This window comes from Undibacterium sp. Jales W-56, assembly GCF_025548535.1.
Classification (GTDB): Bacteria; Pseudomonadota; Gammaproteobacteria; order Burkholderiales; family Burkholderiaceae_D; genus Undibacterium.
On record NZ_JAJLQW010000001.1, the window covers coordinates 440,243 to 455,339 of the forward strand.

The window sequence follows — 15,097 nt, forward strand, 5'->3', positions numbered from 1 at the left end:
AAGAGGTTCTGGAAATTTTTATAGGCGACTGGGTTTTATCCCGATGCTTTCGCAGGAATCTGAATCAAGCCGGAACGGTGAAAATTGCCGTGAGCAGTCAGAGCGTTTAGACTGAGGATATCTTACAGTCGCGGAGCTGCACTCAGCTCTGCGAGCTGGCGCACTCTCTTCATCCGGATATCTTCATGCAATCTCGCTTTTCGGGTTGGCTTCAATCTCGCTCCGCGCTGATTTTATCGGCTTTATTTGTCATCACCGCTCCCGGTGTTGTCTCAACGATCGCCGCAGTCACGACCGCTGCAGCGCTTCCTGCGCAAACGCAGTCGCTCAAAACCCTGCACGTTTTGCTGACCAATCCCGAGGCGGCGCTCGATCCGGCAGCCGCCTCCGACCTGCAATCGCTCAGCATCAATGAGAATATCTTCGACGCGATGCTGGCTTACGACTATCTCGCCAGGCCGCTTAAGCTCAAGCCGAACACACTGGCAGCCATGCCCGAGATCAGCGACGATGGCAAAAGCTATCTGCTGCGCCTGCAACCCGGCATTTATTTTGCCGACGATCCGGCATTCAAGGGACAACCGCGTGAACTGATCGCACAGGACTATGTGTACAGCATCAAGCGCCTGTACGACCCTGCGATCAAGTCGCCCTGGCTATTTTTGTTTGAACACAAACTGTTGGGCGATGACAAACTCTTGCGCAGCAAAGATAGCGCATCCAAATTCAATATCGATAGCGAGATCGACGGCCTGCAAGTGATCGACCGCTACACGCTCAGGATACGGCTCACTGCGCCGGACCATCAATTGCTGTTTCAGCTGGCCACGCCCGCCACTGCCGCCGTGGCGCGCGAAGTGGTAGAGGCCTATGGCAACCAGATCGGCAATCATCCGGTTGGCACCGGGCCGTTCCGGATAGGGCAATGGCAGCGCAGTTATCGCATCGAACTCCTCGCCAATCCGGCTTATCGCCGCGTCGTTTTTTCTGCATCGTCTACCGCCCCGGAAGACGTGCAAATTATAAAAAACCTGCAAGGCCGGCGCTTGCCGCGGGTCGATCGTATCGAGATCAAGATTGTCGAAGAACATCAGTCGCGGGTACTCGGTTTTTTGAATAAAGAGTTCGATTACCTGGAACAAGTTCCGCCGCCCCTGGCCGACATGGTGCTGAACCAACTGCAACTCAAGCCGGAACTGGTTAAACGCGGCATACAACTCTGCTTGTTTTCACCGCTGCAAACCTACTACATGTGGATGAATATGGAAGACCCGGTGATCGGCGGCTACACGCCGCAGAAGATCGCCTTGCGACGTGCCATCGCGCTGAGCTACAACAGCAAAGAAGACATCGCGGTGTCAGAGCAAGGCCTGGCATTGCCGGCGCAATCGCCGCTGCCGCCGAACGTGCTGGGCTACGATGCGCAGTATCAGAGCCCGGTCAGGCATGACATCCGGCTCGCGAACGCCTTGCTCGACAAGTTCGGCTATCAACGCGGTGTCGATGGGTATCGGCGCTTGCCAGACGGCCAGCCGCTGTCATTGACCATGCATAATCTGGCATCGACCACCGGTCGTCTGCGCGATGAAAACTGGCGCAGAAATCTGGAAGCCATCGGCATCAGAATCAACTTCGTCAGCGACAAGCATACCGAGATCATCAAGGCCGCGCGACTCGGCAAAGTACAGATGACCGAAGCCAACTGGATCGCCGACTTCCCAGATGGATCGAACTTCTATCAATTGCTGTACGGTGCCAATCGCGGTCGCGCCAATTACGCGCGCTTCGACCTGCCTGCCTTCAATCGGTTGTATGAACAGTCGCTGTCGATGCCAGAGTCGCCGCAGAAGCAAAAAATCTATCGCGACATGGCGCAACTGGTACATGGCTATGCGCCGTGGGTAGTGCGGATTCATCCACTGTCGGCAGACATCTGGCAGCCGTGGTTACGGAACTACAAGCGGCATCCGGTGGAGTTCACCAATTGGCGCTACCTCGATGTGGATGCGCATTGAGTGAAGCTGATGATGATTGGATACAGGTTATTTTTATTGAGAATTTCAAAATAGGACTTACGCAAAAAACAAAACCTCTCACCACAGAGACACGGAGACACAGAGGAAAGGCAAGAGTCAACAGCTTCGTGGAATGGTGATAGTAAAAACGATCCCGCAATCCGGCTTCGCCTGCTGGCATGAAATGCCTCTGAAAGCCGCATCCAGCCTGCGGGTTCAATATGAGTGCGGTAAACAGTTTTCGGTTTTGCATAGGTCCTGCAAAGTAGAAGAGCGCTGTATTTATGCACCTCACAAAGCAGAATGTTCCTGAAATGCGCATGGATAGTGCGGGTTGAGGTTTGGATTTTTATTTCTACTTTATGGGAAAACAGTTCTTGAAAAAATATATCAATTTTGTCAATTTCATTGTTATAATAGAAACTAACCTTGATAGCCTTTTTAATTCAGGCGGTTATTTTTGCAAACCGGAGATTACATTATGTTAGAGCGCATGCCTATAAACAATCGACGCAGCATCGTGATCGCATTCCTGGTTGGCATCCCGCTCGCCTGGCTCAGCATTGTGCTTATGGGTATTCTGGCAGCCATTCCCATTTCTGGTTTACTTCTCGAATTACTCCGGGGGCATCCGGCATTTGCCTTTCTCGTCCACACCACGCTTCTGATTCATATTCCGGCGATATTGCTCGCGGTTGCCATAGGCTGGGTTCTGTTTCGTGAACTAAGACATGCATCGCTGCCTCTCGTTTTGGCCTGCTCAACCCCGTGGCTGGCTTACCGTGTGATTGACGAGCTGAATTATTATTTCACTGCTGATCTATCGTCCTCAGTCAAGCTGGGCTTCATGTTCGCCTGGTATGCATGGCCAGGTTTGCTTGCGGTTCCTATTGGCTTGTGGTGTGCCGCCAAGTTCGCTGCGCATCAGCAACAGCAAGTGTAAACAGGCTGGTGCAGAGCGAAGCGAAGTCCGACAGGGCAACTTCCCTAAAAAAACTCAAGCACTGCAATCCGCCAGCTAACGCATCACAGAAGCAACCCGCTCTCCCTCAACACCAAACCGGTTCACCAGACTCACCACAAGCTGATCGGCATGCCCTGATTGGCCTTCCAATGCCAGCGAGATGGTGTTCTGCGTTATCGCTTGCACAGAAAATGTCCATGTCGCGCCAAAGCGTCGCCAGATGGCGATCTGGTGCGCGTTGTCTGCCGGGTTCGCAATGACTTGCACTTGTTTCTCATCGATCATCCGTAATTGCGGTGCGCCGGGCGCAGTGGAATGCGCCCAGGGCATGGCCGGGATCAGTGCGGCGCTGGTGTATGCATGCTGACGTAATTGGCTACGGATGTCGTTGCGGTTTTTTAGCAGGGCGGTGATGCTGAAATGCAGGTGACCGGCAGCTCTGGCATCGCCTGCGCTCTGCCTGGTTGCGTCGATCTGGCGGATGATTTCTTCGGCTGGCCAGGGTTTGTCACCTTGATCAATGCGGTTCGTATAAAGGCCTGGCCAGATGTGGCGGTGTTGGGTGTTTTGTTGTTGCCAGTATTTCAGCAGGGTGGTGAATGATTGCTGGCTCTGGTTCAGCGGCCAGTAGAGTTGCGGTGCCAGATAGTCGAGCCAGCCGCGCTCCAGCCATAGTTCGACATCGGCGTACAGTTTGTCGTATTGGCTGAAGCCGCTGATGCCTGGCGGTAGCTGGCCGCGCTTGCCTATGCCAAAGGGGCTGATGCCGAAGCGCAGCCAGGGTTTGTCTTGATGGATGCTATTGTGTATCTGCTCGACCAACTGATTGACGTTGTGCCGCCGCCAGTCTGCTTTGGCGAGCTTGCCGCCGTTGCTGAGGTAGTTGCGCCAGGAATTTTGATCGGGAAAATCGACTTCCGTTTTAGCGGCATTCTTGACCGGGTAAGGATAAAAATAGTCGTCGATATGCACGCCGTCAATGTCGTAGCGCCGCACCACATCCTGGATCACTGCCAGCGTGTGTTGCATCGCTGCGGGTTCGCCGGGATCTATCCATAGCATGTCGCCGTAGGCTTTGACCAGCTCAGGATGGGTGCGTGAAATATGCTTGCTGGCGAGTCGTGATTTGTTCGCGTTGCTCCTGGCACGATACGGATTGAACCAGGCATGCAGCTCCAGCCCACGCTGATGGGCCTGGTCTATCCAGTAGCGCAGCGGGTCATAAAAAGGCGATGGCGCCTTGCCTTGCTCGCCGCTCAGATAGTCTGACCATGGCTCTAGCTCCGATGGATAGATCGCATCGGCACTCGGACGGACTTGCAGCACGATCGCATTGAGATGCATATCCTGTGCGGTGTTGAGGATGCGGATGATTTCGGCTTGCTGTTGGGCGACGCTGAGATTTTTTTGACTTGGCCAATCGACATTGCCTATGGTCGCGACCCAGGCGGCGCGGAATTCCCGCGGCGCTGCCGGTGCCGACGTTACCGATGGCGCGGGTTGAGAGGCGATTTTTATATCTGGTGTCGATGGCGCTTTTGTCGCTGACGCTACCGTGGTTGCCGGTGTGGTCGGCCTTGTGGTGTTAGCAGCTGAACTGACCGTCGGTGCAATACTCTGATTGCCACAGGCGCTGAGCAGGCTCAGGCAGCTTATTGCCAGGAATTGTTTTGCTTTGCTGATGCGGGATGTGATGCGGTGCTGCGATTGAGAAGTCATGCCTTGGACTGCCGTAATTTACCAAAGCTAGGATGCTACTGCATTCCCCCTGAATCAACCAGCGCTCTGTGCGCTGGCCGATACTATGCCGGTGATGAATCTGTTGATGAATCCATTTCAGGGTGTCGCCGTAATCCCGCTATTGTTTTGCCCGGTGGCGACCCAATAGATGAGTTCATCGAATGCGGGTCTGGCTTTGCCGGCGTCATTGTGATTGACCATGGCGACCACGATCCAGGTTCTATTCTGCACATCGCGCACGTAGCCGGCGATGGCGGTGGCATCTTTCAGCGTGCCAGTTTTAATTCTGGCGCGGCCTTCTAAAGGCGTGTCCCTGAGTCGCTTGCGCATGGTGCCGTCGATTGCGGCGATCGGCATGCTGGCGGCGAATTCGGCATACCAGTTGCTGGTCGCGCCGATTTTTAATAGCTGCGCCATTTGCAGCGCGCTGATGCGCTCATTGCGCGACAGTCCTGAGCCGTTTTCCAGCACCAAGTTATCGGGATTGATGCCGCGCCGCGTGAGCCATAGGCGGATACGGGCGTCGGCGGCCTGCGCGCTGCCCAGGTAATTTTTTGCATCGCTAAATTCTGCGCCGAGGCTGAGATACACGCTGCGCGCCATCGAATTGTCGGAACGTTTATTGATCGGCTTGATGATGTCGGCCAGCGTATCCGATTGACGTTCGAACAGGACGCTGGCGCTGGCGGGTGTTTTGCCTTCTTTGACATTGCCGTTCCAGACGCCATCCATTTCTTGCCATAGTTGCCGTATCAGATGTTCGATGTAAAGATTGCGGTCGAGGATATTCAGCGACATCGACAGTTTGCAACGCCGCGGCACATGCCCGCTCAACGTGATCGTGGTCTGGCGCTTGCTGTTGGTCTCGATTGCGGGCACATGCGATTTGCTGTCCCATTCGGCGCAGGACCTGTCGTCGAAACTTAAATCGTTTCTGATCTGAAGTCCGGCGGTTGGCGGGGTGGTCTGGACCTTGATGCCGCCGCCGGTGGTGTCGATATCGAAAGTCAGGATATTGCTGTTCACCATCAGTGCATCGGGGATGACGTTGTAGTAGGCGTAAGGCGCGTCATCGAATGGCAGGGTATCGAGATCAGGACGGGTCGGCGAAAAATATGTCCGGTCGAGTACGATGTCGCCGTTGATCTTGCGTATGCCCTGGGTCCGCAAGCCGCGCAGCATCAGGCTGAGTTTGTCCCAACTGATATCCGGTGCGCCGCCGCCGCGCAGGTACAGGTCGTCATTCAGGCTATCTTTGCGGCGCGGACTCTCGCTCAGGAATTGGGTTTTCCAGCGGAAGGTCGGACCGAGTTCTTCCAGCGCGATCAAGGTGGTGAGCAGCTTCATGGTCGAGGCCGGATTCATCGGAGTGGTCGCTGCGATGGCGAGCGTTGGCATGTTGCCTTCCACCGGCACTACCATGACGCTGATGGCCGTGCCGGGGATGCCGGCTTTATTCAGCGCGGTTTCTACGGAGGCAGGCAGGGTGGTTTGGCTGAACGCAGGTAAAGCAGATAAGCTCAACGCGCTCATCAAGCAGAGCGAGATCAGGCGCGTGCAACGCCCTCGCCAAGCCGATGAGGATAAAACCGATGTGGACATGCAGCGACTCCGTGCTATTCAAACACGGACATTGTAGTGTAAATGAGCAGCCTTCATCATGAAGTCCGGGCGGTATGGGAGTCCGCCACGAATCTATCTGTCCAAGAAAAAAACGCCAGGTCGGCGGGACCTGGCGTGATGGAAAAAGTACTTTGATCCGGATGTTCAGGCGCTCATTCAGTTGCGCATTCAGTCGCGCATTTAGCTGGGCGCAAGTGTGATGCTCCGGGAGTTTTTACCGTTTAGCTACGGGTGCCGCAGTAGTGATCGGCGTGGTGCCGCTGATACTGTACTGGCCGAGACTGCCGTAATTGCTATAGCCGGTTTGTAAAGGGGAGCCTTTGCCTGCGCCAGTCACACTCAGGTAATAGGTGCCTGATGCGGTGAGGGTCGCGGTCAGGGCGGTCCCCAGTGTTGCAGCATCGTTCGATGTGGCGATGACTTTGCCGGTAGCATCCAGCAACTGCAGGGAAATATCGAGGTTGCCTCCCAAAGCTGCTGGCACAGCTTTTAAAATAACCGGACCGGCACCGGCGTTGAAACTGAGCATATCAATATCGCCTGGCACTTCGATAATGCCGGTGGCATGGACATTGTTGAAGCCATTGGCAATCGTGCTGGTCATCGCATCCGCCGATGCAATGGTGCCGCCGTGATCATCGCTACGTGGCCTGAGGCCTTGTCTGAGCATGATCGCATAGGTGTCTAGCTTGTTATTGGCACCGGTGTATTCGCCTTTGGCCCATTGGGTCAGGTTCTTGTAATAGCCGACGCCCATGATCGGTGCCCAGCCTGTCTCGCCGTCACCTTGACCTGTGTAGTATTCGGTGCTGCTGCTGCCCTGATGCAGCAAGCCCAGGGTATGTCCTAGCTCATGCGAGATGCATTCGGCAATCGGTTTTTCGCTATTGGCGAGATTATTCGGGAAACAAAAAGCAGGCGATGAATTGGGATTGTATGTGTTGAACGCGTTGAGGTAGGCGTAACCGCCTGCGGTATTTGTCTGCGGTGTAATCAGGATCATGACGCCGACCTTGCCTGTTACCACGGTGGGCGCTTCAGTCGTGATATCGACATCGAAAGGCGCATAGTCTTCTGCCACGCGTAACCAGACTTTTTGTATCAGGAGTCGCTCGGCATCGCTGAATGTGGCGGGTGCTTTATCCAGATCAAACGCAGGATTTTTTCCAAAACCGGTAAAGTTCAGATACAAGAGACGGGTGGAATTGCTCTTGGTATGCAGCTTGAAGGTTTGGTCTAAAGGGAATGGCGTAGCGATCGTCGTTTTGGTCGTGACGCTCGCTGTCGCCGCATGCATGACATCGCCCGCTGCGGTCACGCCGCTATCGATATGCAGCAAGCGGCCTTTGCGATCGACGTGCACGGTGCTGTCGGATAACAGCAATTGTTTCAAACTGTCGGAGCTCATGCCGTACCAGTTCGCAACGGCATCGAGATGGCTGGCCAGCAAAGTAATTGCGCGTTGACCGGATGATAGTTCATCCAGGTTAATCCGTGCAAACGGTGCGCGGTCGGTCGATCCTTCGGCGCTGGATGGCACGAAGTCGTCCGGCATCTCGATATTGGCGGCGACGGTGTTGACCGCTGGTACAGCATTGACTGCTAGCGGTAACGCAGCCGCCAGGGCGGTGCCATTTGCCTGCACTAATTGCAGGGGACTGCTACCCCATGCAGTCGTTGCGGTAGCAGTGACTGGCTTGGCTGCCGATGGCGGTTTGTTTGCGCTGGCGACGGGCGTCTTGTCATCGCTACTCAGGTTGACTCCGGCATAGGCAGCAAGTCCTCCGAGTCCAACGATGACGGCCAGCGCTAAGATCTTGCGCGCGGCTGAAATGCCATTTGTGGAGTGTTTCATTTTGATCCCTTTGTTAAGTATTTAAACAAAGGGCATACGCTGACAATAAATGAATCGCATTGATCGCTGAGGCAGCGCTGCACAGATCACTTTATTGGCGACCCCGCTACCATGATCTGTGACAGACCTTAGGCCGGAAGTTTTGCGTCCTTATTTTTCAATAAGTTTGCCCTAGACGTCACTTTAGCCATTCATCGCTTTGTGTCAATCCAATCTCACGATTTGTTTCAATTAATTTTTCAACTAAGTGACTGATATATAAGAGAAAAAGATAAATTGATAAGTTAAAAGATGATTTTGATAACGGACTTAAGGAAATATGCTAAGTTGCGTTATATGGTGGATTGCGGGAGAGATTGCCGTGCCTGCATTCTGAATGCGATGACGTATCTCATAATGCGTCTTGCAGCACACATCACCGAGCGATTTCGCTATAATTTCGCCTCACCTCTACCGAATCATTTCTATGACACTTCTCGCGCATCAATTGGAACTTCTTGCCCCTGCCAAAAATAGTGAGATTGGGCGCGAGGCGATCTTGCATGGCGCAGATGCAGTGTATATTGGCGGCCCGTCTTTTGGCGCGCGCCACAATGCCAGTAACGACATTGGCGAGATCGCCCAGTTAGTTGAGTTTGCCCATCGTTTTCATGCACGCATTTTTGTGACGATGAATACGATTTTGCATGATTCGGAGTTAGAGCCTGCACGCCAATTAATTCATCAACTGTACGACATCGGGGTTGATGCCCTGATCGTGCAGGATATGGCGATGCTGGAACTGGATTTGCCGCCGATTCAGTTGCACGCGAGTACGCAGTGCGATATCCGCAGCGTCGCCAAAGCCAGATTCCTCGGCGATTCCGGCTTCTCCCAATTAGTGTTGGCGCGCGAATTGACGATAGAGCAGATCAAGGCGATCAAGGCAGAAGTCGATACGCCACTTGAATACTTCGTTCATGGCGCCTTATGCGTCGCTTACTCCGGACAATGTTATATCTCGCATGCGCACAACGGACGCAGCGCGAATCGCGGCGATTGCTCGCAAGCCTGCCGCTTGCCTTATACGTTGACCGACGGTGAGGGCAGGGTAGTCGCTTACGACAAGCATTTGCTGTCGATGAAGGACAACGACCAAAGCAGCAACCTCGAAGCCCTGATTGACGCGGGGATACGCTCGCTCAAAATCGAGGGGCGCTATAAGGACATGGGCTATGTCAAAAATATCACCGCGCATTACCGCTTGCTGTTAGACGAGATCATGAGCCGTCGCACCGAGTTCTCGCGTGCTTCCAGCGGGCATAGCCAGATCGCTTTTACACCGAATGTCGATAAGACTTTTCATCGCGGCCATACCGATTATTTTGCGAATGGCAGACTCGATGACATCGCTGCGTTTGATTCGCCCAAATATGTTGGCCTGCATCTGGGCTATGTCTCGCAACTGGGGCCGACCTGGTTCGATATCGAAACTGCCGATGCGCTCGCCAACGGCGATGGCTTGAACTATATGCACAAGCGCGAAGTCGCCGGCATACAGGCAAATACGGTTGAAAAGATCGGCGATGTATGGCGCATCTATCCAAATGAGCCGATGGCCGATCTGGTCGGTTTAAAAGCAGGCGTGGCGATTAATCGCAATCGCGATCATCACTGGGAATCCGCCTTAAACAAAAAAACAGCCGATCGCAAACTTGGCCTGTGGATGACTTTAAAAGATCATGAGCACGGCCTCAGCTTGGAGTTGTTCGATGCCGACGGCGTCAGCAGTGCAGCGCACGTCGAACTGAAATTAGAGCCAGCGCAGCAGGCAGATAAAGCAGAAGCGGCCTTGCGCGACAATCTCGGCAAGCTGGGCAACACCATGTTTTATGCCGAAGCGATTGAGCTGCAATTGCGCCAAGCCTGGTTTGTGCCAAGCTCCGTCATCAACGCCTTGCGTCGCGATGCGGTTGCTCGGCATGAGCTTTCCCGCCTGGCGAGCTGGCAGCGACCGTTACGTAAAGCCCCGATAGAGCCGCCAGTCCCGTATCCGGACGCCTCACTTTCGTATCTGGCCAACGTCTACAACCACAAGGCAAGGGCCTTCTACGAAAAGCACGGCGTAAAGTTAATTGATGCGGCGTACGAATCGCATGAGGAGGCCGGTGAAGTTTCTTTGATGATTACCAAGCATTGCCTGCGCTTCTCATTTAACCTCTGCCCGAAACAAGCCAAAGGAGTGCAGGGCGTGCAAGGCCAGGTCAAGGCCGAGCCGATGACTTTAATGAACGGCAATGAGAAGTTGACACTCAGATTCGATTGCAAACCATGCGAGATGCACGTGGTCGGCAAGATGAAAAAAACATCCTGCAATCGGCGCCGCCATCGAGTGTGGCGTATAGCCCTTTGGTGTTTCATAAGAGCCGGCCTGCGCAACAGTCAGCTTAATCTCGAAACGCCGTTTCACTGATTGCCAGGATATGTCCAGGGCCTATCGGCGGACTGTTACAGTCCTGGCAAACATCACGCTATTTGGACCTACGCAAAGCGCCAAACCGCTTAACACCATGTACAGGGAACTTCTAAAAACCCTTTAATCGAGGTGCAACGCTAGGCACAAAACGCAGCAATACGTCGGTATTGCGAGGCTTTGTAACGACGCGATGCGCTCGAGTATGGGGTTTTTAGAAGTTACCTACATTGAAACCGCAGGCTGGATGCGGCTTTCAGAGCCATTTCGTGCCAACAGGCGCATCCAGCTTGCGGGTGCATTTTTATTTAAAAAGGCCGTGTAGCCAGTTCCTCTCCTGCCATTTCTCTATGCCTCTATGGTGAGAGGTTTTTGGTCTTTGCGTTAGTCCTAACTATAATGAAAGAATGCCACAGCGAGGATGCCGTCATGTCGATTACGCCTGAGCAGTTACAAGAATTAATCCTCGAAGTCGAAAAAGAGGATCCGATCGACTTTGCCGACCTCCCTATCGAGGAAAATGTTTTGCGCTCCCTCGTTGCCGATCATTTATGCGACATGGCGCAGAGCCTCGAGAATTTCAGCGAGCAGGATCGCCATCTGACCTTGCTGGCAGTCTCCGCTAAATTGGTACTCGAAAATCTGGTGCTCCACATCCAGTTGCTACGTCAGCATGACGTACCGCTCAGCGGTAGTGCCGACGCCTTATTGCGGCGTTTGCGACATCAAAAATAATTACCTGTCGTTCTGATTTTTTGATTACAGATGTTTCTCTGCATCCGTATGGGTAAAAATGACAATGTTGATTGTCTGAGGCTCTTTCGTTTTTAAGAGATTCGCAACAATCGCCGTGTCAGCAGTGCATTCATATCGCGCCTGGCATCGACAACAATATGAATATAAATAACATCCTGCCTCACTTCGTAAATGACCCGATTCATTCCAGATAAGACTTGTCGGTATTGCGTTAGGTTGAGTTTTTCAATTTCTTCTGGAATTGCACCCGCTTGCGGAAAATTTTGCAGGTTGCGGATCGCTTCTTTTATCTTGCCATAAGTAGTGCGCCAAGTTTCCAACGAAAAGTTTTTGAGAATATAGGTTCTGAGCTCTTTCAGGTCCTGCTCTGCCGCATCAAGAATGACGACTCTGAAATCCATCAGAGATCAGCCTTGTCCAGTTCGGCAAACACATCCTCTGCACTGCGGAATTTGCCTTGCTCAATTTCACGATTGCCGAGTGCCAGAATTTTTAGCAGTGCGAGCGTTTCTTCTTGTTCTTCAAAACTCTTCACGTCGATTACGACCAGCTTGGCTTCGCCGTTTTGTGTGATCAACATCGGCTCACGATTTTCCGTGATGTCTTTGATAACTTCGGCAGCGTGACTCTTGAGGTAACTGATGGGCTTTACCTGGGTGGAAAATTTCATGATCAGACCTCTGCTGCAAATGAATAAAGACCAATTTTAGTCTTAATTAAGACTCATGTACAGAGTCAATATTTATATATTTGCAATAAATTAAACATATTTGCACCCGTGAAGAATGCAAATATGTTTGGACAGCTGGACACTTGGACCGATTAAATTTTAAATCGTGGAAATGAGTCTGCGTAGCACCACACCAGTGCCACAACCATCTGATTTTTCAACGACAATTGAATTACGTGAGGCGGTTGCAATGGCGAAAGAAGTTCGACCAGTCCAATTGTCGCCATTTTTATTTTGTAAACGTGATGGAAAAGGGTACTTTAACGAGACCACGAGCAGTGCGGGTTGGAATCTTTGTGGCGTGGCTTCTTTGGCCGAGTGATGGTAGAGACCAAAGTAACAGAAAGATCGGCGCAATTGAAATCTACAACAAACCTCGGTTCGAATATCGAAGTGAATGCTTTGTGATTCTCCTCCTAAATTCATGGGAACTATTATTTAAAGCTATTTTGTCAAAAAATCGTGTTCGCATTTTTGAACCAAAAGTGCGCGGCAAACCTTACTTCACTTTGCGATTTTTTACTGCAATGGACGTAGCCGAACAGTTTTTCCCAAAGAATATTTCTCACCGTGCCGTCTCCGAAAACATTGGTCGCCTATCGTGGTTGGTGTAGCAGGGGCACAGAAAGAAGGGCTTCTGCTTGTATCCAAAAAAGTAGACCCAAACAAATCCCATCCACATCAGCGTAAAGTTATCCTCGCTAAAGTAGGTACTGAGCTACGTGGTCTGAAATTCAATTCATATGTCTTTAACGCTATTGTTTCCAGCTCTTTCTGTGTGAGCGTGTGGATTCGTTTGAGAATGTCTTGTTCGTCGTCCATAAAATCAGCTATTTTGTTTTTGACCATGATAGCGGAAATAAGCCGGGATTTTTCCTTGGCGATAGTGGGATTTTTGGTTTGAAGCGAGATACGGCTTTCTTTCCGAACGCCCTGAATCGCTGGCCCAAAGAGGCGAAAGTAAAAAACGCCGTGACGTGATTTGGCAAGATTGGAAGGTAGTTTCAAAATGCTTCTCCATAATGAAATGGAACCCCATTCTGTGACCCCTGAGAGAAAAGCCAAATAAAAAAGCCCTTGAAAAATCAAGGGCTTATCTTATTCTGGCGGAGAAAGGGGGATTCGAACCCCCGGTAGGCTATGAACCTACGCACGCTTTCCAGGCGTGTGACTTAAACCACTCATCCATCTCTCCTTTTCGCAGTCTTGCCCATTTGCGAAGCTCGCAATTATAGCAGATAAAGATTTAGCGGCAAATGTTTTATTCCCCTTGGAGTCGATCTCTCGTTTTAGCTGGGCGCAAGCCTGCTTTATATGACGGACGATCTGCTCTTTGTAAACTGGGGATTGTCGATCTACTCCGGCATGCTTGCTAACGTTATAATGCCGCTCCATGAACCTACTCAAAACGCTCGCCACGATCAGTGGCATGACGATGTTGTCGCGCATTACCGGGCTTGTCCGCGATGTGTTGATCAACAATTACTTTGGCGCGACGGCACTGACCGATGCGTATAACGCCGCTTTTCGTATTCCGAATTTTTTTCGTCGCTTGTTCGCCGAAGGCGCATTCTCTCAGGCATTCGTTCCTATCCTGGCTGAATATAAAAATCAAAAAGGCGATGTGGTCACTAAGGAATTGATCGATCATGTCGCGACTGTGTTGGCATGGACATTACTGGCTACTTGCATACTAGGCGTGATCGGCGCACCGGTACTGGTGTATCTGTTCTCATCAGGTTTTGCGCAAAATCCGGCTAAATTTGAAACGACAGTTGTGATGACGCGGATCATGTTTCCTTACATTGGTTTCATGTCTCTGGTCGCTCTATCCAGCGGGATTTTGAATACCTGGCGTGAATTTAAAATCCCGGCATTTACTCCGGTTTTATTGAATTTTTCTTCTATCGCCGCATCGATTTTTTTGGCGCCGCATCTTGCGCAACCTATTTACGCATTGGCGATTGCCGTGTTTGTCGGAGGTATTTTGCAGGTGGCAATCCAGGTGCCGGCCTTGGTCCGATTAGGCGTATTGCCGCGCTTCCGGATGAATCCGTTTTTTGCTTTACGCGATCCGGGTGTGAAACGAGCTTTGCGTCAAATGGGGCCGGCTGTTTTGGCGGTATCCGCCACGCAAATCAGCATCCTGATCAATTCCACCTGGGCGTCGTATTTGCCTGACGGCAGCATCTCGTGGTTAGCATCGGCCGACCGCTTGATGGAATTTCCGAGTGCCTTACTCGGTGTGGCGTTAGGGACGATTTTATTGCCGAGTTTATCCAAGGCGAATTTTGACGCTGATACCAGAGAATATTCATCGCTCCTGGATTGGGGTTTGCGTTTGACATGTTTGTTGGCGATGCCAGCCGCAGTGGCTTTAGGGACTTTGCCCGATGCATTGACGGCGACTTTATTTCACAATGGTAAATTCAGTGCTGAGGCGGTGCATATGACATCGCAGGCGGTCACTGCGTATGGCGTGGGTTTGATGGGGTTGATTCTGGTGAAAATCCTCGCACCGGGCTTTTATGCGAAACAAGATATACGAACACCGGTAAAAATCGCGCTTGGCGTGCTGATGTGCACCCAACTGATGAATCTTTTGTTTTTGCGCGTCATGGGAATGGGACATGTCGGCCTCGCCTTATCGGTCGGATTGGGCGCTTGCATCAATGCTGCTTTTTTGTATGCGGGTCTCAGGAAGCGCGGTATTTACACGCCGGAACCTGGCTGGATGAAGTTCGTGGCCAAATTGCTGCTGGCTTTGATTTTGATGGGAATCGTGGCGTTTTTCTTGTCCGCACAAGTTGATTGGATAGGCTTGAAGCCACATAAGATTACGCGTATTGCCATCTTGGGAGCCGTTATTGCCACTTGCATGCTGACCTACTTCTCTGCCTTGTTTGTGATGGGATTTCGCTTAAAGGATTTTCGTAAAGCGGTCAGTTAATTGATGGCTTGT

Annotated in this window: 13 protein-coding genes, 1 tRNA gene and 1 riboswitch; of the genes, 7 read left to right on the top strand and 7 right to left on the bottom strand. The window is 51.9% G+C overall.

The window, feature by feature from the left end; genetic code table 11:
* Positions 1-185: 185 nt before the first annotated feature.
* Both LPB67_RS01975 and LPB67_RS01980 read left to right on the top strand, forming a co-directional pair.
* Positions 186-2,015 carry an ABC transporter substrate-binding protein gene (locus LPB67_RS01975; protein ID WP_262835389.1) on the top strand — a complete coding sequence of 610 codons (1,830 nt, stop codon included), beginning with the start codon at positions 186-188 and terminating at the stop codon, positions 2,013-2,015.
* Between the two features lie 481 nt (positions 2,016-2,496).
* On the top strand, positions 2,497-2,958 hold the full coding sequence (locus LPB67_RS01980; RefSeq protein ID WP_262835390.1) for a hypothetical protein: 462 nt from the start codon (positions 2,497-2,499) through the stop codon (positions 2,956-2,958).
* 75 nt (positions 2,959-3,033) lie between these two features.
* Here the strand turns inward: LPB67_RS01980 and LPB67_RS01985 are convergent, their stop codons facing one another.
* The 3 genes from LPB67_RS01985 to LPB67_RS01995 all read right to left on the bottom strand — a co-directional run bounded on the left by LPB67_RS01985 (position 3,034) and on the right by LPB67_RS01995 (position 8,197).
* Positions 3,034-4,698 (bottom strand): glycoside hydrolase family 10 protein, encoded by a 1,665-nt coding sequence (locus tag LPB67_RS01985; protein WP_262835391.1) that lies wholly within the window; start codon positions 4,696-4,698, stop codon positions 3,034-3,036.
* Between the two features lie 117 nt (positions 4,699-4,815).
* Positions 4,816-6,321 carry a D-alanyl-D-alanine carboxypeptidase/D-alanyl-D-alanine-endopeptidase gene (gene dacB / locus LPB67_RS01990; protein ID WP_262835392.1) on the bottom strand — a complete coding sequence of 502 codons (1,506 nt, stop codon included), beginning with the start codon at positions 6,319-6,321 and terminating at the stop codon, positions 4,816-4,818.
* A gap of 235 nt (positions 6,322-6,556) precedes the next feature.
* On the bottom strand, positions 6,557-8,197 hold the full coding sequence (locus LPB67_RS01995) for a hypothetical protein (protein WP_262835393.1): 1,641 nt from the start codon (positions 8,195-8,197) through the stop codon (positions 6,557-6,559).
* Between the two features lie 93 nt (positions 8,198-8,290).
* Positions 8,291-8,378, bottom strand: a riboswitch (cyclic di-GMP riboswitch).
* 285 nt (positions 8,379-8,663) lie between these two features.
* Between LPB67_RS01995 and LPB67_RS02000 the strand changes: the two genes are divergently transcribed.
* Both LPB67_RS02000 and LPB67_RS02005 read left to right on the top strand, forming a co-directional pair.
* Entirely contained in the window at positions 8,664-10,649 is a 1,986-nt protein-coding gene (locus LPB67_RS02000; RefSeq protein WP_316685056.1) for a U32 family peptidase, read from the top strand.
* A 429-nt stretch (positions 10,650-11,078) separates the two neighbouring features.
* Entirely contained in the window at positions 11,079-11,384 is a 306-nt protein-coding gene (locus tag LPB67_RS02005) for a hypothetical protein (RefSeq protein WP_262835394.1), read from the top strand.
* Positions 11,385-11,476: 92 nt separating this feature from the next.
* On the opposite strand, the gene LPB67_RS02010 is transcribed toward LPB67_RS02005, so the two are convergent.
* Positions 11,477-11,806 (bottom strand): type II toxin-antitoxin system RelE/ParE family toxin, encoded by a 330-nt coding sequence (locus tag LPB67_RS02010; RefSeq protein WP_262835395.1) that lies wholly within the window; start codon positions 11,804-11,806, stop codon positions 11,477-11,479.
* On the bottom strand, positions 11,806-12,075 hold the full coding sequence (locus LPB67_RS02015; protein WP_262835396.1) for a type II toxin-antitoxin system Phd/YefM family antitoxin: 270 nt from the start codon (positions 12,073-12,075) through the stop codon (positions 11,806-11,808). Before LPB67_RS02015 ends, LPB67_RS02010 begins: the two co-directional genes overlap by 1 nt.
* Positions 12,076-12,241: 166 nt before the next feature.
* Here LPB67_RS02015 and LPB67_RS02020 point away from each other — a divergent pair, with 166 nt between their 5' ends.
* Positions 12,242-12,457: a hypothetical protein gene (locus LPB67_RS02020; protein WP_262835397.1), complete on the top strand. Its 216-nt coding sequence runs from the start codon at positions 12,242-12,244 to the stop codon at positions 12,455-12,457.
* Positions 12,381-12,749, top strand: coding sequence for a DUF3644 domain-containing protein (locus LPB67_RS19155; RefSeq protein ID WP_410482689.1), 369 nt, complete (start codon positions 12,381-12,383; stop codon positions 12,747-12,749). The genes LPB67_RS02020 and LPB67_RS19155 overlap by 77 nt, the downstream gene beginning before the upstream one ends.
* Before the next feature lie 67 nt (positions 12,750-12,816).
* Here the strand turns inward: LPB67_RS19155 and LPB67_RS02025 are convergent, their stop codons facing one another.
* Together LPB67_RS02025 and LPB67_RS02030 are read right to left on the bottom strand one after the other, a co-directional pair.
* The gene (locus LPB67_RS02025; RefSeq protein ID WP_262835398.1) at positions 12,817-13,143 is read right to left on the bottom strand and encodes a hypothetical protein; all 327 of its coding nucleotides are present in this window, start codon (positions 13,141-13,143) and stop codon (positions 12,817-12,819) included.
* 96 nt (positions 13,144-13,239) lie between these two features.
* A tRNA-Ser gene (locus tag LPB67_RS02030) sits at positions 13,240-13,330 on the bottom strand.
* 198 nt (positions 13,331-13,528) lie between these two features.
* Between LPB67_RS02030 and murJ the strand changes: the two genes are divergently transcribed.
* Complete coding sequence (gene murJ / locus LPB67_RS02035) at positions 13,529-15,085, top strand: murein biosynthesis integral membrane protein MurJ (RefSeq protein ID WP_262835399.1); 1,557 nt, start codon at positions 13,529-13,531, stop codon at positions 15,083-15,085.
* Positions 15,086-15,097 lie beyond the last annotated feature (12 nt).

What these genes read in the sequence shown, in the direction of transcription:
- LPB67_RS01975 (WP_262835389.1), top strand. Translation starts at nt 186, where the DNA reads ATGCAATCTCGCTTTTCGGGTTGGCTTCAATCTCGCTCCGCGCTGATT.
- LPB67_RS02010 (WP_262835395.1), bottom strand. Translation starts at nt 11,806, where the DNA reads ATGGATTTCAGAGTCGTCATTCTTGATGCGGCAGAGCAGGACCTGAAA.
- LPB67_RS02005 (WP_262835394.1), top strand. Translation starts at nt 11,079, where the DNA reads ATGTCGATTACGCCTGAGCAGTTACAAGAATTAATCCTCGAAGTCGAA.
- dacB (WP_262835392.1), bottom strand. Translation starts at nt 6,321, where the DNA reads ATGTCCACATCGGTTTTATCCTCATCGGCTTGGCGAGGGCGTTGCACG.
- LPB67_RS01995 (WP_262835393.1), bottom strand. Translation starts at nt 8,197, where the DNA reads ATGAAACACTCCACAAATGGCATTTCAGCCGCGCGCAAGATCTTAGCG.
- LPB67_RS01980 (WP_262835390.1), top strand. Translation starts at nt 2,497, where the DNA reads ATGTTAGAGCGCATGCCTATAAACAATCGACGCAGCATCGTGATCGCA.
- LPB67_RS02000 (WP_316685056.1), top strand. Translation starts at nt 8,664, where the DNA reads ATGACACTTCTCGCGCATCAATTGGAACTTCTTGCCCCTGCCAAAAAT.
- LPB67_RS01985 (WP_262835391.1), bottom strand. Translation starts at nt 4,698, where the DNA reads ATGACTTCTCAATCGCAGCACCGCATCACATCCCGCATCAGCAAAGCA.
- murJ (WP_262835399.1), top strand. Translation starts at nt 13,529, where the DNA reads ATGAACCTACTCAAAACGCTCGCCACGATCAGTGGCATGACGATGTTG.
- LPB67_RS02015 (WP_262835396.1), bottom strand. Translation starts at nt 12,075, where the DNA reads ATGAAATTTTCCACCCAGGTAAAGCCCATCAGTTACCTCAAGAGTCAC.
- LPB67_RS19155 (WP_410482689.1), top strand. Translation starts at nt 12,381, where the DNA reads ATGGAAAAGGGTACTTTAACGAGACCACGAGCAGTGCGGGTTGGAATC.